Origin of the sequence: Enterobacter sp. 50588862 (assembly GCF_001462935.1) — a bacterium.
GTDB classification, from domain to species: Bacteria; Pseudomonadota; Gammaproteobacteria; order Enterobacterales; family Enterobacteriaceae; genus Enterobacter; species Enterobacter bugandensis.
Map to the genome: position 1 here is coordinate 453,893 of NZ_LNHM01000028.1, position 14,453 is coordinate 468,345.

At 54.2% G+C, this 14,453-nt stretch carries 17 protein-coding genes; 8 read left to right on the plus strand and 9 right to left on the minus strand.

Features of this window, described 5'->3' with window-relative positions:
* The first annotated feature begins 145 nt into the window (after positions 1 to 145).
* Together APT89_RS15070 and APT89_RS15075 are read left to right on the plus strand one after the other, a co-directional pair.
* Complete coding sequence (locus APT89_RS15070; protein WP_239689087.1) at positions 146 to 1,630, plus strand: sensor domain-containing diguanylate cyclase; 1,485 nt, start codon at positions 146 to 148, stop codon at positions 1,628 to 1,630.
* A gap of 278 nt (positions 1,631 to 1,908) precedes the next feature.
* Positions 1,909 to 2,157, plus strand: coding sequence for a GlsB/YeaQ/YmgE family stress response membrane protein (locus APT89_RS15075; protein WP_028012758.1), 249 nt, complete (start codon positions 1,909 to 1,911; stop codon positions 2,155 to 2,157).
* Positions 2,158 to 2,283: 126 nt separating this feature from the next.
* On the opposite strand, the gene APT89_RS24150 is transcribed toward APT89_RS15075, so the two are convergent.
* Positions 2,284 to 2,382, minus strand: a complete 99-nt coding sequence (locus APT89_RS24150) for a YoaK family small membrane protein (protein ID WP_049003319.1) — start codon at positions 2,380 to 2,382, stop codon at positions 2,284 to 2,286.
* Between the two features lie 45 nt (positions 2,383 to 2,427).
* A complete protein-coding gene (locus APT89_RS15080; protein WP_060573051.1) occupies positions 2,428 to 3,447 on the minus strand; it encodes a sensor domain-containing diguanylate cyclase in 1,020 nt (339 codons plus the stop codon).
* Between the two features lie 308 nt (positions 3,448 to 3,755).
* On the opposite strand from APT89_RS15080, the gene APT89_RS23855 reads away from it, so the two are divergent.
* The gene (locus APT89_RS23855) at positions 3,756 to 4,010 is read left to right on the plus strand and encodes a putative hemolysin (protein WP_041910485.1); all 255 of its coding nucleotides are present in this window, start codon (positions 3,756 to 3,758) and stop codon (positions 4,008 to 4,010) included.
* 80 nt (positions 4,011 to 4,090) lie between these two features.
* Complete coding sequence (locus tag APT89_RS15090; protein WP_028012761.1) at positions 4,091 to 4,396, plus strand: hypothetical protein; 306 nt, start codon at positions 4,091 to 4,093, stop codon at positions 4,394 to 4,396.
* Here APT89_RS15090 and APT89_RS15095 read toward each other — a convergent pair whose 3' ends face one another.
* The gene (locus APT89_RS15095) at positions 4,397 to 4,741 is read right to left on the minus strand and encodes a DUF488 domain-containing protein (protein WP_048956806.1); all 345 of its coding nucleotides are present in this window, start codon (positions 4,739 to 4,741) and stop codon (positions 4,397 to 4,399) included.
* 101 nt (positions 4,742 to 4,842) lie between these two features.
* Between APT89_RS15095 and APT89_RS15100 the strand changes: the two genes are divergently transcribed.
* The gene (locus APT89_RS15100; protein WP_028012763.1) at positions 4,843 to 5,550 is read left to right on the plus strand and encodes a CTP synthase C-terminal region-related (seleno)protein; all 708 of its coding nucleotides are present in this window, start codon (positions 4,843 to 4,845) and stop codon (positions 5,548 to 5,550) included.
* Positions 5,551 to 5,581: 31 nt separating this feature from the next.
* Here APT89_RS15100 and APT89_RS15105 read toward each other — a convergent pair whose 3' ends face one another.
* Positions 5,582 to 6,769, minus strand: coding sequence for a CynX/NimT family MFS transporter (locus APT89_RS15105; protein ID WP_060572840.1), 1,188 nt, complete (start codon positions 6,767 to 6,769; stop codon positions 5,582 to 5,584).
* 99 nt (positions 6,770 to 6,868) lie between these two features.
* Between APT89_RS15105 and APT89_RS15110 the strand changes: the two genes are divergently transcribed.
* Positions 6,869 to 7,660, plus strand: a complete 792-nt coding sequence (locus APT89_RS15110) for an AraC family transcriptional regulator (RefSeq protein WP_041910482.1) — start codon at positions 6,869 to 6,871, stop codon at positions 7,658 to 7,660.
* Here the strand turns inward: APT89_RS15110 and APT89_RS15115 are convergent.
* Entirely contained in the window at positions 7,644 to 8,090 is a 447-nt protein-coding gene (locus tag APT89_RS15115) for a DUF441 domain-containing protein (RefSeq protein ID WP_041910481.1), read from the minus strand. The two genes, APT89_RS15110 and APT89_RS15115, sit on opposite strands and share 17 nt — an antisense overlap.
* Positions 8,091 to 8,234: 144 nt before the next feature.
* Between APT89_RS15115 and yoaI the strand changes: the two genes are divergently transcribed.
* Complete coding sequence (gene yoaI / locus APT89_RS24155; RefSeq protein WP_120787301.1) at positions 8,235 to 8,339, plus strand: small membrane protein YoaI; 105 nt, start codon at positions 8,235 to 8,237, stop codon at positions 8,337 to 8,339.
* Between the two features lie 5 nt (positions 8,340 to 8,344).
* Here yoaI and APT89_RS15120 read toward each other — a convergent pair whose 3' ends face one another.
* From APT89_RS15120 to yeaG, 3 genes are all read right to left on the minus strand, one after another.
* A complete protein-coding gene (locus tag APT89_RS15120) occupies positions 8,345 to 8,851 on the minus strand; it encodes a YbaK/prolyl-tRNA synthetase associated domain-containing protein (protein WP_028012766.1) in 507 nt (168 codons plus the stop codon).
* A 99-nt stretch (positions 8,852 to 8,950) separates the two neighbouring features.
* On the minus strand, positions 8,951 to 10,234 hold the full coding sequence (locus APT89_RS15125) for a YeaH/YhbH family protein (RefSeq protein WP_060572842.1): 1,284 nt from the start codon (positions 10,232 to 10,234) through the stop codon (positions 8,951 to 8,953).
* Positions 10,235 to 10,308: 74 nt separating this feature from the next.
* Complete coding sequence (gene yeaG / locus APT89_RS15130) at positions 10,309 to 12,243, minus strand: protein kinase YeaG (RefSeq protein ID WP_014883443.1); 1,935 nt, start codon at positions 12,241 to 12,243, stop codon at positions 10,309 to 10,311.
* A 430-nt stretch (positions 12,244 to 12,673) separates the two neighbouring features.
* On the opposite strand from yeaG, the gene APT89_RS15135 reads away from it, so the two are divergent.
* Positions 12,674 to 13,420, plus strand: a complete 747-nt coding sequence (locus tag APT89_RS15135) for a MipA/OmpV family protein (protein WP_041910477.1) — start codon at positions 12,674 to 12,676, stop codon at positions 13,418 to 13,420.
* Positions 13,421 to 13,498: 78 nt separating this feature from the next.
* Here the strand turns inward: APT89_RS15135 and APT89_RS15140 are convergent, their stop codons facing one another.
* A complete protein-coding gene (locus APT89_RS15140; protein ID WP_041910476.1) occupies positions 13,499 to 14,383 on the minus strand; it encodes a D-hexose-6-phosphate mutarotase in 885 nt (294 codons plus the stop codon).
* Positions 14,384 to 14,453: the final 70 nt, after the last annotated feature.

A 14,453-nucleotide genomic window follows, 5' to 3' on the forward strand; every position in this document is an offset into this window, starting at 1 on the left:
TCTCTCAAATCTTATCACAGGCAGTGCAAGCTACAAGCCTGATAATAACGGCAGCCGTTATGCTTAAGTGCAATTTGTTTTCCTCTTAACCTGAGCTTTGTTACAGTGACAAGAGTTGTCAGCCAGGGATGCCAGGCGTGATAAGGTGGAAAAGCTCGTGCACGTGAAAAATACTTTTTACACAACAACCATTACCGTCATCATTGTCTCATTGATTGTTTCATTGTCGCTTGCCGTCCAGATTGCCACGTCCCGACAGCAGTCAATCCAGCAAATCAATACCAGCGTTGCCAACCTGAGCCATACCCTTAACGTCTACACGGAAGGGATCATTCGCCAAAGTGAAATGTTGATTACCACCGTTTCCGACACAATTGAAATTTATGGTATGACCCCGCAACAGGCGATCAATATTCAGCGAATGATAAGCAATCAGGATAATCTTCTTACTCAGATTAATAATGTGGTTGTCTATGATGCGCATGGGGATATCTTCACTGCATTGCACAAAAATTTTGCGGGCCCCCATAATGGCGCGGACAGAGCATTTTTTGTCTATCACAAGGAAAATAAAAGTCAGCAGATTTATATTGGTGAGCCGGTGATAAGCAGAACCAATGGTAAATGGGTTATTACTCTTAGCCGACGCCTTGAAACCCACACCGGTGCATTTAACGGTGTTGTGGTGGTGACGCTGGGTATCGAAAATTTTCTGGCACTTTATGGACAAATTAATATTGGTCACGCGGGCGTTATTGGTTTAACGACGCAAGCAGGCGTTTTACTGATTCGTTATCCCTTTAAAAATAACTATATCGGTACGATTTTTTCTGACTCACCTCTCTTCAGAAAATACCTCAAGGTACAAAATACAGGGATAGCCAGCTCTGTCTCCAGGTTTGATAAAATCGAACGCATTTATGCCTATGAGAAAAACAGGCGCTACGGACTGGTTACGACGGTAGCGGTAAGCATTGATGAAGCCCTTTCACCGTGGCGCAAGCAGGCGATTCAGCTTGCCGCACTTATTTTGGTGTTTACCGCGACGCTCATCGTGGCGTCCTGTTTCCTCTATTCCGACTTATCCAGAAAAGCACGGGATAACAAAGCGCTAAAGATTATTGCCTCGGAGGATGCGCTGACAGGGCTTTATAACAGGCGCATCTTTGATGAAAAAATCCTCTCGGAAATTGCGGCGTGTGCGGCAAAGGACGAGCCGGTTTCGCTGCTCCTTGTGGATGTGGACTACTTCAAAAAGTACAACGATAACTACGGTCATCCGGAAGGGGACAGATGCCTGGCGTTGCTGGGAAACTGCCTCAGGGAAAGTCTCACCCGCGACAACCAGATTGTGGCGCGCTATGGCGGGGAGGAGTTTGCGCTGATTTTGCCTGAAACGGATATCCAGGAGGCGCTCCGCCTTGCGCAGACGATTATTCGCTATGTTTTCTCTCAGCAAATTGAACACGCGTTTAGCCCCTTCGGGCGGGTCACGGTAAGCGTAGGGGTCTCCAGTGCGCGTGCTGTCAACATCGCGGGTAGCCAGCAGAATATTATTAATGCTGCCGACCAGGCGCTCTATCAGGCAAAACGCGGCGGGCGCAACCGGCACGCTTTCGTTGGGGCTTGATCAAAAAAAAGCCCACTCATGAGTGGGCAAGAAATACTGGAAGCAATGTGAGCAATGTCGTACTGAATACCTGAGTGTTTTTCTCAACTATTCAGTGTTGAGAAAGATAATCTTTCTCAATAAAAGATGCAACCCCACAGTTCTTGTGGAAGGGCATGTTGATGAAGAAATGCGCAGACTCTCTCTGTGAGGCTTATCACAAATTTCCTTTCTCAGATCCTGTGCTATCCTTTTTGTGTCGTTGATTTAATGACAAAAACCATACAGAGAGGAAAGTTATGGGAATTTTATCCTGGATTATCTTTGGGCTTATTGCGGGTATTCTGGCGAAGTGGATCATGCCGGGCAAAGATGGCGGTGGGTTTATCGTCACCATAATACTGGGTATTGTCGGCGCGGTAGTCGGCGGTTGGATCAGTACGCTGTTCGGTTTTGGTAAAGTCGATGGCTTTAACTTCGGCAGTTTCGCGGTCGCGGTGATCGGCGCGCTGGTTGTGCTGTTTATCTACAGAAAGATCAAAAGCTAATACTGAAGCGTTAAAAAGGCTGCCATATGGCGGCCTTTTTACGTAACGGGTTTACCACCAGCCAAATTGCGTGCCGGCAAACGCCACGACGGCAACGATCAACATAATGAGGGTGGTTTTTCTCATTTATGCCCCCGGAGCAGCGTAACCACCGACAAAAAACCACGTCAGAAATACCACCGCCGTTATAAAAATAACGACCGGGAAGAGGATCCCTATTCTCATATCATCACCTGTTTCGGTTTTTATAACGCCGTAGAGTGTACGGGGTTAATCCATCGCGAGAAAGCCTGTTTTGCTTTTTCCTTTCTTATCCTGATACATCGCGATATCTGCGGCACGTAACGCACTGTCCGGATCGGTTACGCCGGGATCCACTTCGATAACGCCGAGGCTGGCGCCAGGATAAATGATGCTGATGCTACCCAGCCAGTATTCCCCCGCAATTCGGGCGCAGAGGCGCGTTCTGAGAAGGTGGATTTGCTCCTCATTCTCGACGTTGCTCAGAGTGGCCACCAGAAACTCATCGCCGCCCAGCCGGCCGATGATATCGTCCTGCTGTTTTTCTGCGGTCAAACGCTTGCCCACTTCAATCAGGAACTGGTCGCCTGCTTCATGCCCGTATCGATCGTTAATCAGTTTAAAATCATCCAGATCGATAAAGGCAATGATGGCGTTACGTTTCAGATGCCGCGCCAGCGAAAACAGGGTGGTCAGATCCTCAAAAATGGCGCGACGGTTGGGTAACCCTGTAAGGGCATCTGTGTAGGAATGGGCGATAAGCGCCGCGTTGGCTTCACGGAGCTGGGTCACCAGAGACTCTTTCTGAATGTACTGACTAATCAACCCGGCGAAGAGTTTTAGCATCTGCTCGCCGCGCGCGCTGAGCGGTTTTTTTGCCGTGCTGGTGGCGCAGAGCGTACCGTAAAGCGAGCCATCGGCAAGATGAACGGGGATGCTCATGTAAGTGGTAATGCCGAGTGCTTTCGCCGCTTCACACTCCGGCCAGCGCTCGGGGACATCGTTACTGAATAATGTGTCGCTATCCAGCGCGCGCTTACACAGCGTTTCATCCCATGGCACGCTTAACCCTTCCGGGATAGTCATCTGCTTGCTGTTTCGGGCATAGAGGATATGCTGCAGCCGGGCTGTTATATCCACCTTCGTCAGATACGTCGACTCCATGTCGGTGACGATTTCCAGCATCTCCAGCAGCTGACGAACGAGGCTTTCAAGGGATTGCTCGGTGGCAAGGGTTTCTGAAACGCGAGCGAGGATAAGATCCGACATGACGTAGAATGACTCCCAGGCAGAAGACGTCTGCATCTGCATGTTATGCTGAATTTTTAGGCTTCCGGCATAGTAAAACATGAATATAGAAAATTTAATATATGCAGAGGTAGGCAGCAGGCGGGAAAAAAAGCCCCGTTGTTGAGAACGGGGCAAAGACATCTTGATTACGGAATGATGTTCTCTGGTCAAAGTGAGAACATGCCAGACTGTAGCGTTGAAAAGTGCAGTTAGAATGGAGAAATCATGGAGAAAGCGGCGACAAGCCGTTACCCTTAGCCAATGATGATGTCAAAAGGATCAACAAGATGAGATTTCTGCTAATGGCGCTGGCGCTTCCCCTGGTTGCCTGCACCGCAAAAACAACCCCACCCGACGCCCCGAAACCGCCGCACGCCGTGGGCATGGCGAACCCGGCTTCCGTTTACTGCCTGGAAAAGGGCGGGGAACAGGTCCCAATTCAAAGCCCGCAGGGAGTCCGCACCGAGTGCAAGCTGCCCGGTGGCGAAGTGATCGACGAATGGACGCTCTATCGTCGCGATCATCCGCAACCTGCCAGGTGACAGAGGGACAGTAGCTGCGATACACTTCTCTTTAGGATTATTCTTAGCCAATTTCTGGCTACCGTTACCGCGAGAGAAGTATGTTTCAGCTTAAACCGGGCAGCGTGGCGATGATCGTCGGTGCCCGCACGGCGTCAGGCCGTCGCAATATTGGTAAATCTGTGGAGCTATTTGGTCTCTGCCAGCCCGGCCAGCGTTTCGTTAACCCGGTCAACGGCGTGATGACGCAGTTACCCGCAAGCGCGGACCGCGCGCTCTGGCTGGTGACGGGAGACGTCTACGCCTTTGATAATCAGCACGGCTTTGCGTTTGTTCGCGCCGAACACCTGATGCCGCTCACCCCGGACGAAGCTCCGCAAATTCAGGATGAGCTGACGGTCGGCTGATCACAGATGGCGCAGCCAGTCGGCTAAGACCAGAGCGTGATTCTGCTTGGTGTCCTTCGCGCCGTAGAGCAGGGTTACGGTCTGCTTTTTCGCCAGCGCCGCCAGACGCTCTCCTTCGTCCTTATGCTGCGCCAGCTCTTCCTTGTAGGCTTTAGTGAAGCCCGCGAAATCAATCGCTTCGCTATGAAAGTCCTTGCGTAACGCGCTGGACGGTGTGAGCGTTTTACACCATTCGTCATACGCGAGGTCTGTTTTTTTCACCCCACGGGGCCAGAGCCTGTCCACCAGAACCCGATAGCCATCGCCCGGGCTCGCCTGTTCATAGACGCGTTTGCACTGAATCATGATTCCACCCTCCCAATTTAAGGTATTGTGATAATTGCAGAAGATCGGTAGTCTGAGGTTCCTTATGTTATCTGATAATACTCTGGCATAAGGAACCTTTCATGGAACACCTCCCGGTTAAAACGACGCTGCGCATTGCGCTGGTTGGCGATTACAATCCTGATGTTATTGCACACAAGGCGATCCCGCTGGCCATTGACGACGCCGCCGCGGTCCTTGACCTCACCGCCGATTACGACTGGCTTGCCACCACGGAATTAACCAGTTCTGAGGATCTGGTGGGCTACGATGCCATCTGGCTGGTTCCCGCAAGCCCCTATAAAAATACCGAGGCGGCCTTTATTGCCGCACGCTACGCGCGTGAAAACAGCATTCCGTTCCTGGGCACCTGCGGTGGGTTCCAGCATGCGTTAATTGAGTATGCCCGTAACGTGCTGGGCTGGAGCGACGCGGCACATGCTGAGACGGATACCGAAGGTACGATGGTGATTGCGCCGCTGACCTGCTCGCTGGTGGAGAAAACCGATGCCATTGAGCTGCGCAATAATACGCTGATCGCGAAGGCCTACGGAAAGCCGGAAATCGTAGAGGGTTATCACTGTAACTATGGCGTATCGGCGGCGTTTGCTCAGGAACTGGAGAGCGGTGATATGCGCGTGACGGGCTGGGACGAGCAGGGGGAAATTCGCGCTGCGGAGCTGGTGACCCATCCGTTCTTTGTGATCACCTTATTCCAGCACGAGCGTGCTGCGCTGGAAGGGCGTCCGGTGGTGCTGGTGCAGGCAATGCTGCGCGCGGCGCGCGGGTAAAAAAGGCAGACCCGATGGTCTGCCACCGTGTTTATCGGGGCGCGATTTCCCGGTCGCGCCCGGCAAGTACGCCGCAGATGGCCATGACGACAGCGGCCAGCGCGCAGGCGAGAAGCGGGATCCGCCAGTCTCCAGCCGAATCGTGAATTTTACCCATCAGCGGCGGACCGCAGGCGGCGAGCAGGTAACCAATAGACTGTGCCATACCGGACAACGCTGCCGCCTGGTGTGCGGAGCTGGCGCGCAGGCCGATGAACGTCAGGCCGAGGATCATCGTTGCCCCGGTACCAAAGCCAAACACCAGCGTCCACATCACCGCCATCTCAGGCATAAACCACAAACCCGCCGCGCTAACCGCGCACATCAGCCCAACCGCTCCGGCGATGGTTCGCTGATCCTTCATACGCTGGAGGACGAGAGGAACGGCAAGCCCCGGCACGGCCGTGGCAAGCTGTAAAAGGCCGTGCACCGAGCCGGCCTGCGCTTCGCTAAAGCCATGGCTGAGTAATATGGCCGGCAGCCAGCCGATGATGACGTAATAAATCAGCGAGTTAATCCCCAGAAAGAGCGTCACCTGCCAGGCGAGTGCCGAGCGCCAGATCGCGCGGTTATGCAGCGCGCCTGCGCCCGTTACCGTTGCGACGTGTTTTTGACGCCACTGCGGCAGCCAGAGCAACAGCGCGATCAGCGGAAACGCCATCAGCATCAGCAGCGCGCCGTGCCAGCCCGCATTACCCTGCGCCAGGGGAACAATCAGCGCCGAGCCTAACGCGGCAGAGACACCCATCGTCAGGGAATAGGCGCCGGTGAGTTTTGCCACCTGACCCGGGAAATCACGCTTAATTAAGCCGGGCAGCAGCACATTCCCCAGAGCGATCCCGCAACCAATCACCGCCGTTCCGATGAAAAGCAGGGTAGCGGAGGGCAGGGAGCGAACCGCAATCCCGATGCAAATCAGCATCAGGGCGATAAACAGGCTGCGCTCCATGCCGATACGCCGGGCAACGCCCGCCGCGAGCGGGGAGACAAGAGCAAAGGCCAGCAGGGGCAGGGTGGTCAGCAGACCGGTTTGCGCCGTGCTTAAGCCATAATCAAGGCGAATGGTATCGAGCAGCGGCGCTGCGCCGGTAAAGGTGACGCGAAGCGTGGTGGCAATCATCAGGATGCCTGCGATCAACAGCGCGCCCTGTTTTCCTGAGGTGCGAAGAGCAGTAGTCATTGTGTTCTCATACGTTCAAGCGAGCGCACACAATACCGATTTTCTCAGCGGTTGAAATCAGGCTAAAATGACAGTTTATCGCTAATATCGGACAACCTGATGATTGGTCTTGGACTGGACGGCTACGATCCTGATAGCCAGCACGATGCGGCCGTCGCGTTTCGTATCCGCGTGGTGACGGAAGAACAATATATTCCGCAGCATCAACACCGTAAGGGGCAGCTGATTCTGGCCCTTGGCGGCGCGATCACCTGCGAAGTGGAAAATGCGATGCTGATGGTACCGCCCCAGTATGCCGTCTGGATCCCAGGCCAAATGCCGCACAGCAACAGGGCCACGCCGGGGGCGCAGCTCTGCTTTTTGTTTATTGAGCCTGGTGCCGCCAGCCTGCCCGACCGCTGCTGCACCCTGAAAATCTCTCCCCTGGTGCGGGAGCTGATTTTATCCCTGGCGGAGAAATCACGTGAACAGCTGCATCTTGCGGCCACATCGCGTCTGGTGGACGTCCTGTTTGACGAGCTGCCGCTCCAGCGCCAGGAGCATCTGCAGCTGCCCGTCTCTCCCCATCCTAAAATTCGGCTGATGAGCGAGAAGATGGCGGAAGAGCCCGCCGCCTGGCAGACGCTGGCGCAGTGGGCAAGCCATTTCGCGATGAGTGAACGCAACCTGGCGCGGCTGGTGGTCAAAGAGACCGGTTTAAGCTTTCGCCGCTGGCGTCACCAGCTTCAGCTGATCGTGGCGTTACAGCATTTGATTAGCGGGAAATCGGTGCAGCAGGTGGCACAGTCTCTGGGCTATGACTCTACCACCGCGTTTATCACCATGTTCAAAAAGGGGCTGGGCCAGACGCCGGCGCGTTACATGGCCAGCCTGACTATGACTTCCCGATAAACAGGGACACCAGCCCTGCCGCAATCAGCGGGCCTACCGGCACGCCGCGGAAGAGCGCCACGCCGAGTACCGTGCCCACCAGCAGGCCCGCCACCAGCGAGGGCTGGCTGCTCATCAGCGTCACGCCGCGTCCGCCCAGCCACGAAACAAAAATCCCCACCGCGATCGCCACCAGAGATTTCCAGTTCATAAACGAGTGCAGCAGCGTTGAGGCGGGAAGGGTGCCGCTGGCGATGGGAGCCATCACCCCGATGGTTAAAATGATGATCCCGAGGGTGAGGCCTTGTTTTTCTATCCACGGGAAAAAGGTATTTAACGGGGTCACGCGCACAATAATCAGCACCAGAATCGAGATGGCGACGGTGGTGTTATGGCTGATAAAGCCGAGCGCGGCGAGCGCCAGAAGAATGAGCAGAGTCGGGTCAAACATGGGGGATCCTTGCCAGAATAATTATCCTGCTTACTGTACGCGCAAACGCGGCGGAGGACAGCGTTTAAAAGATTTTATCGCTGTCATTACCTTGTCATTTACGCGGATTAAAACGAAGGCAGGTATCGCAAAGGGATCGCCATCATGTACGATCACATGTTTGTTGAAACGCTCATTATCTCCTCATCGTTTTTCGCTATTGCCGTGATTCTCGTCGCCTCCGTGCTGTTTCTGGAAAGAAGAGGCTAGCGCCGTCACGACGACGCTTTATGGAAGTTTACAAGCTCAGGACGGGCGATGCGCAGGTAATCCTGGGTGTCCATGATCACGGATTTCTCCAGTAAACCGGCGTTAAAGGCAATTTCGTCGAAACGCTCGAATAGCAGCGGGTCGGCCACTAGCGCCAAATCAGGATGGAAGCTGAAGGGCGGGATCGCGCCAAAAACGCAGGCGGTAAGGGTATCGACCTCGGCCGGGCTGGCGAGGGAGGCTTTAAGCCCGCCAAAATGGCTGGCAAGCTGGCTCAGATCGGCCTGCAGGTCGGCGGCCAGAATCGCCAGTACGTGTTTTTTAACGCCGTTGCCCTTCACCTTGCAGACCAGGGCTTTTGCCCCCTGGCGCAGATCGGTCCCGCGAATTTCACTCACCGCTTCGCATTTCCCCACCGCCTCGTGCTCCATGACGCGAAAACGCGCGCCCTGCTCGGTGAGTAAGGTAATCAGCTGATGGTGGGTACTTGTCCCCATAACGTCGTCAGTCATCATCATTTTCCCGGTGATAATCCAGTATGCAGCTTGCTACATTAGCACGGGATAAACGGGGTCGAAAGAAAACAGCCAGCGGATTCGCTGGCTGTTGGGTTATGCGTTGCTGGTAGCAGATTGCTTGTGGAACAGCTCCCTGAACACAGGATAAATATCATCCTGATCGCGGATATGCTGCATGGCAAAGTTATCGAACATGGACTGCAGATGTTCATATTCCCGCCACAGGGTCTGGTGGGCGCGACGGGTGATTTCGATATAACTGTAGTAACGCACCACCGGCAGAATTTTCTTCGCCAGGATCTCGTGACACAGCGGTGAGTCGTCGGCCCAGTTGTCGCCATCCGACGCCTGCGCGGCATAAATGTTCCACTGCGCCGGGTCGTAACGCTCTTTCACTACTTCATCCATCAGCTTCAGGGCGCTTGATACGATGGTCCCCCCGGTCTCCTGGGAGTAGAAGAACTCATGTTCATCCACCTCTTTGGCCTGGGTGTGATGGCGGATATAAACCACTTCCACGTTCTTATAGGTTCTGCTCAGGAACAAGTAGAGCAGGATATAGAAACGCTTCGCCATATCCTTGGTGGCCTGGTCCATCGAGCCGGAGACGTCCATCAGACAGAACATGACCGCCTGGCTGGAGGGTTCGGGACGTTTTTCGTAGTTCTTGTAGCGCAGGTCGAAGGTATCGATAAACGGCACGCGGTCGATCTTCGCTCTTAGCTCGGCAATCTCTTTACGCAGGCGCTCCTCTTCCAGCAGCTGCGCCGGCTCCGTGTTTTCCACGACCTTCAGGCTGCTCTCCAGCTCGCGCAGTTCGCGACGTTTGCCCGCTGTCATGGCCGTGCGGCGCGCCAGAGAATTCTGCAACGAACGCACAACGCTGATATTGGCGGGAACGCCGTTAGCGGTATAGCCCGCGCGATGGGTTTTATACTCGTTAAGCTGACGATGCTGATTCTTTTTCAGGTTCGGCAGCGCAAGGTCCTCAAACAGCAGGTCGAGATATTCATCTTTCGAAATCTGGAAAACGAACTCATCCTGGCCTTCACCGTCCTGGCTGGCCTGCCCCTGACCGCTTCCTGAACCACCGCCGCCGCCCTGAGGGCGCTCAATTCTGTCGTTCTGAACGAAGTGGTCGTTACCTGGATGAACGCGATGGCGCAGGCCGCCGCGCCCCTGATGAAACATCGGTTCGCTGATGTCATCGGTAGGAATGGAGACAGACTCGCCTCTGTCGACGTCGGTCACCGAGCGTTTGTTGATGGCCTCGGAGATCGACTGTTTAATTTGCGCTTTATAACGGCGCAAGAAGCGCTGGCGGTTCACCGTGCTCTTGTTTTTGCCGTTAAGACGCCGGTCAATAAACCAGGTCATATACCCCCCGTACTGCATTTGCCAACTTGCGTTTTTGTTGGCCCGGCAGGCGCAGGCGCTACCGGGCACTTGTTTTAGGACGATTTACGCACGCGCAGATACCATTCGCAGAGCAGGCGAACCTGTTTGCGGGTGTAGCCTTTTTCCATCATACGGTCGACAAAATCGTCGTGTTTCTTCTGCTCGTCGGTTGAGGTTTTGGTGTTAAACGAGATCACCGGCAGCAGCTCTTCGGTATTGGAGAACATTTTCTTCTCAATAACCGTGCGCAGCTTCTCGTAGCTGGTCCAGTTCGGATTGCGCCCGTTATTATGCGCTCTGGCGCGCAGGACGAAGTTCACAATCTCATTCCGGAAGTCTTTCGGGTTGCTGATCCCGGCTGGCTTCTCGATTTTTTCCAGCTCCGCGTTCAGGGATTCACGATCAAACAGCTGGCCGGTATCCGGGTCGCGGTACTCCTGATCCTGGATCCAGAAGTCAGCATAGGTGACATAGCGGTCGAAAATGTTCTGCCCGTATTCTGAATAGGATTCCAGATAGGCCGTCTGGATCTCTTTGCCAATGAACTCGGCATATTTCGGGATCAGGTAGCCTTTCAGGAACTCAAGGTAGCGTTCAGCCTGCTCCTGCGGGAACTGCTCGCGCTCGATTTGCTGCTCCAGGACGTAGAACAGATGAACCGGGTTGGCCGCCACTTCCGCGTGGTCGAAGTTAAAGACCCGGGAGAGGATCTTAAACGCGAAACGCGTGGAGAGGCCGTTCATCCCTTCATCAACCCCGGCGTAATCGCGGTATTCCTGGTACGATTTCGCTTTCGGGTCGGTATCTTTCAGGCTTTCACCGTCGTAGACGCGCATTTTCGAATAGATGCTGGAGTTTTCCGGCTCTTTCAGACGCGACAGGATGGAGAAGCGCGAGAGCGTTTCCAGCGTGCCCGGAGCGCATGGCGCATGCACCAGTTCACTGTGGTTAAGCAGTTTTTCGTAAATTTTGATCTCTTCGGAGATCCGCAGGCAATAAGGCACCTTGACGATGTACACGCGGTCAAGGAAGGCCTCATTGTTTTTGTTATTACGGAAGGTTACCCATTCCGATTCGTTCGAGTGGGCGAGAATAATCCCGTTAAACGGCAGGGCGGAGATACCTTCCGTCCCGTTGTAGTTCCCTTCCTGGGTCGCCGTCAGCAGAGGATGCAGCACTTTGATCGGTGCTTTAAACATCTCGACGAATTCCATAATCCCCTGGTTGGCGCGGCACAGCGCACCGGAATAGCCATAGGCATCCGGGTCGTTTTGTGCGAAGTTTTCCAGCTTACGGATATCGACTTTACCCACCAGCGCCGAGATATCCTGGTTGTTCTCATCACCCGGTTCGGTTTTGGCGATAGCGATCTGCTCCAGTATGGATGGCCACACTTTCACGACGCGGAATTTGGTGATATCACCGCCAAATTCGTGCAGGCGTTTTGCTGCCCACGGCGACATAATGGTGCCGAGGTAGCGACGCGGGATGCCAAACTCTTTATCCAGAATTTGCGCATCTTCCTGCGGGTTAAACAGGCACAGCGGATGGTCGTTCACCGGGCTGCGTTCGCCGTTGGCGCTTAGCACGTAAATCGGTACGCGCTGCATCAGCGACTTCAGGCGTTCAGCCAGCGAGGATTTACCGCCGCCGACGGGGCCGAGTAAATAGAGGATCTGTTTCTTCTCTTCCAGACCCTGGGCGGCATGCTTCAGATAGGAGACAATCTGTTCAATGGCATCTTCCATACCATAGAACTCTTCGAACGCCGGATATCGGGCGACCACCCGATTCGAAAATAGACGGGAAAGCCGTGGCTCCAGGGCAGTATCAACCATGTTTGGCTCACCGATAGCCATCAATAGCCGTTCTGCCGCATTGGCATAGGCACTGCGATCTTGCCGACAAATGGTAAGAAACTCCTGCAGTGTGAACTCTTCGTCCTTGGCAGCTTCGTAGCGCTGGCGATAGTGATCGAATATATTCATGGCATGCCGTCCTTTCGTTTTTTAGCACAGGATAAGAGCCGTTCGTATGAGTAGTGGAGGCTCCCGGAAGAGAATCTCTCGCACCCCACTGCCAGAGCAGCAACCTGTGTGCCAGGTCAGACGCTAAGAACCGCAGGTGTTCAGGAAAACTCTTCTTAAATTTAAGCGTAGATGGCATTTGCCAAACTTGCATGCTGAGAAAAACTAATTTCAATGACATATCAATAACTCATCCAAAAATTTCCACCCTGGTTATAAGGCTTAAGCACGTTTTTCATGCATCGGTCATATAAATGAAAGCGGGTTGTCATCTGAAAAGTTAAAAATAATGGGTTAATCAAACTGATTAGCAGGCAAAAAATTTTGGGATGTACGGGAATGGCGGTTACACTTCACCCGCTGATTATTTGACTACAGGAAAGAATGGATTGTGACCAAACTCAAACTTCTGGCATTGGGCATCCTTGCCGCGACCGCAGTTAGCACCGCTCAGGCGGAAAGTCAGTGGACGGTGGGTGCGGGCGTTGGCGTCATTAACAGCCCATACAAACAGTATGACCGCGATGTTTATCCTGTACCCGTTATCACCTATGAAGGCGATAACTTCTGGTTCCGCGGTCTCGGCGGCGGCTACTATCTGTGGAACGATACGGCCGATAAGCTCTCTATCATGGCCTACTACGATCCAACGCACTTCAAGCCAGGCGACAGCGACAGCCACGCGCTTCGCCAGCTCGACAAGCGCAAAAGCTCCATGATGGCCGGGCTTTCATACGTGCATAACACCCAGTATGGCTTCCTCCGTACGGCCCTGGCGGGTGATACGCTGGATAACAGCAACGGCTTTATCTGGGATCTGGCGTGGTTGTATCGCTATACCAACGGTGGGCTCACCCTGACGCCGGGTATCGGCGTGCAGTACAACAGTGAAAACTACAACGACTATTACTACGGCGTCTCTAAAAACGAGTCCCGTCGCAGTGGGCTGAAAAGCTACAGCGCCGATGATGGCTGGGATCCTTACCTGGAGCTGACCGCGAGCTATAACTTCCTTGGCGACTGGAACGTCTACGGTACCGGCCGTTACGAGCGTCTGAGCGACGAAGTGAAGGATAGCCCGATGGTTGATAAGTCCTGGGCTGGCATCTTCTCGGTGGGTGTGACCTACAAGTTCTGATTGTGCATTATCGCGGTGCAATCATTGCATCAAAACGGGGCGCTTGCGCCCCGTTTGCTTTGGTGTGGTGCAGCGACCTTATCGCTTAACGATGCGAATTGTCTGCCCTAAACGAGACGGCTTTTCCTCGCTCGCTTTCTGCGGGGTGGTTACGCAGGCCGTTTCCACGCAGACGAACGTTTTGTAACCGTCATCAGGGATGTCGGCCATGCTGATGGAGAGTGCAGGCCCCGGGTTCCAGCCCACCACGTTGCTGTGATGGTGATGAACCACCTCAATGCCGCGGTTCAGAGCACCGTCGTGGATCACGCTGCACGCTTCCGGATGCAGATAGACGCGGTCAGTACGGTCAGGGAACGCCTGAACGCCGTCGCTCAGCTTACCTTCCTTCGCGTTATCAACTTTGTCGATAAAGGTATCGCCCAGGCCGCTCACCTTCACTGCATTGATGTCACCCACGTTGAAGTAGGTATGCAGGGCAGAGGTGGTCTCGAACTCGCCGTGGGCTTCCAGCTCAATCTCGCAGCTCTGACCCAGTTTGAAGCGGGCATACAGGGTGAAATCATGCGGCCACAGGGCGCGGGTTTCATCATTAGCCTGCAGCTCAAAGGTCAGTACTGCGCCGTTGTCATCTTCGTTATGCGCTTTCAGCGTCCACTGCTGGTTACGGGCGAAACCGTGAGAAGGCAAACCCGGCTGTGCGGACGGGCCAAACCACGGCCAGCAGATCGGTACGCCGCCGCGAATCGCATCCCCTTTTTTGAACGAGGTGGCGTCACTCAGCCACAGCGCTTCCGCTTCGCCTTCCGGTTTCCAGGAGAGCAGGTGCGCGCCGTTCAGCGCCACGGAGGCTTTAACGCGCGGGTGGTCAACGACGATAACGTCGGCACCGTCAATCTGACGGCGGGAGAGCACAGGGGTAAGTTGTTCGACTACCGGAAGTGCAAAAATTTTATTTATCATTAAGCAATCCTCTGTCTAAAAAACAATAAAAAAGGCGACCGAAGTCGCCTTTTTGGATCAATCACTCATC

Bases quoted from the DNA above. Each gene is read 5' to 3' on its own strand.
- APT89_RS23855 (WP_041910485.1), top strand. From the start codon at position 3,756: ATGAGATTTCTGCTAATGGCGCTGGCGCTTCCCCTGGTTGCCTGCACC.
- APT89_RS24150 (WP_049003319.1), bottom strand. From the start codon at position 2,382: ATGAGAATAGGGATCCTCTTCCCGGTCGTTATTTTTATAACGGCGGTG.
- APT89_RS15100 (WP_028012763.1), top strand. From the start codon at position 4,843: ATGGAACACCTCCCGGTTAAAACGACGCTGCGCATTGCGCTGGTTGGC.
- APT89_RS15140 (WP_041910476.1), bottom strand. From the start codon at position 14,383: ATGATAAATAAAATTTTTGCACTTCCGGTAGTCGAACAACTTACCCCT.
- APT89_RS15080 (WP_060573051.1), bottom strand. From the start codon at position 3,447: ATGTCGGATCTTATCCTCGCTCGCGTTTCAGAAACCCTTGCCACCGAG.
- yoaI (WP_120787301.1), top strand. From the start codon at position 8,235: ATGTACGATCACATGTTTGTTGAAACGCTCATTATCTCCTCATCGTTT.
- APT89_RS15075 (WP_028012758.1), top strand. From the start codon at position 1,909: ATGGGAATTTTATCCTGGATTATCTTTGGGCTTATTGCGGGTATTCTG.
- APT89_RS15125 (WP_060572842.1), bottom strand. From the start codon at position 10,234: ATGACCTGGTTTATTGACCGGCGTCTTAACGGCAAAAACAAGAGCACG.
- APT89_RS15105 (WP_060572840.1), bottom strand. From the start codon at position 6,769: ATGACTACTGCTCTTCGCACCTCAGGAAAACAGGGCGCGCTGTTGATC.
- APT89_RS15110 (WP_041910482.1), top strand. From the start codon at position 6,869: ATGATTGGTCTTGGACTGGACGGCTACGATCCTGATAGCCAGCACGAT.
- APT89_RS15095 (WP_048956806.1), bottom strand. From the start codon at position 4,741: ATGATTCAGTGCAAACGCGTCTATGAACAGGCGAGCCCGGGCGATGGC.
- APT89_RS15120 (WP_028012766.1), bottom strand. From the start codon at position 8,851: ATGACTGACGACGTTATGGGGACAAGTACCCACCATCAGCTGATTACC.
- APT89_RS15115 (WP_041910481.1), bottom strand. From the start codon at position 8,090: ATGTTTGACCCGACTCTGCTCATTCTTCTGGCGCTCGCCGCGCTCGGC.
- APT89_RS15090 (WP_028012761.1), top strand. From the start codon at position 4,091: ATGTTTCAGCTTAAACCGGGCAGCGTGGCGATGATCGTCGGTGCCCGC.
- yeaG (WP_014883443.1), bottom strand. From the start codon at position 12,243: ATGAATATATTCGATCACTATCGCCAGCGCTACGAAGCTGCCAAGGAC.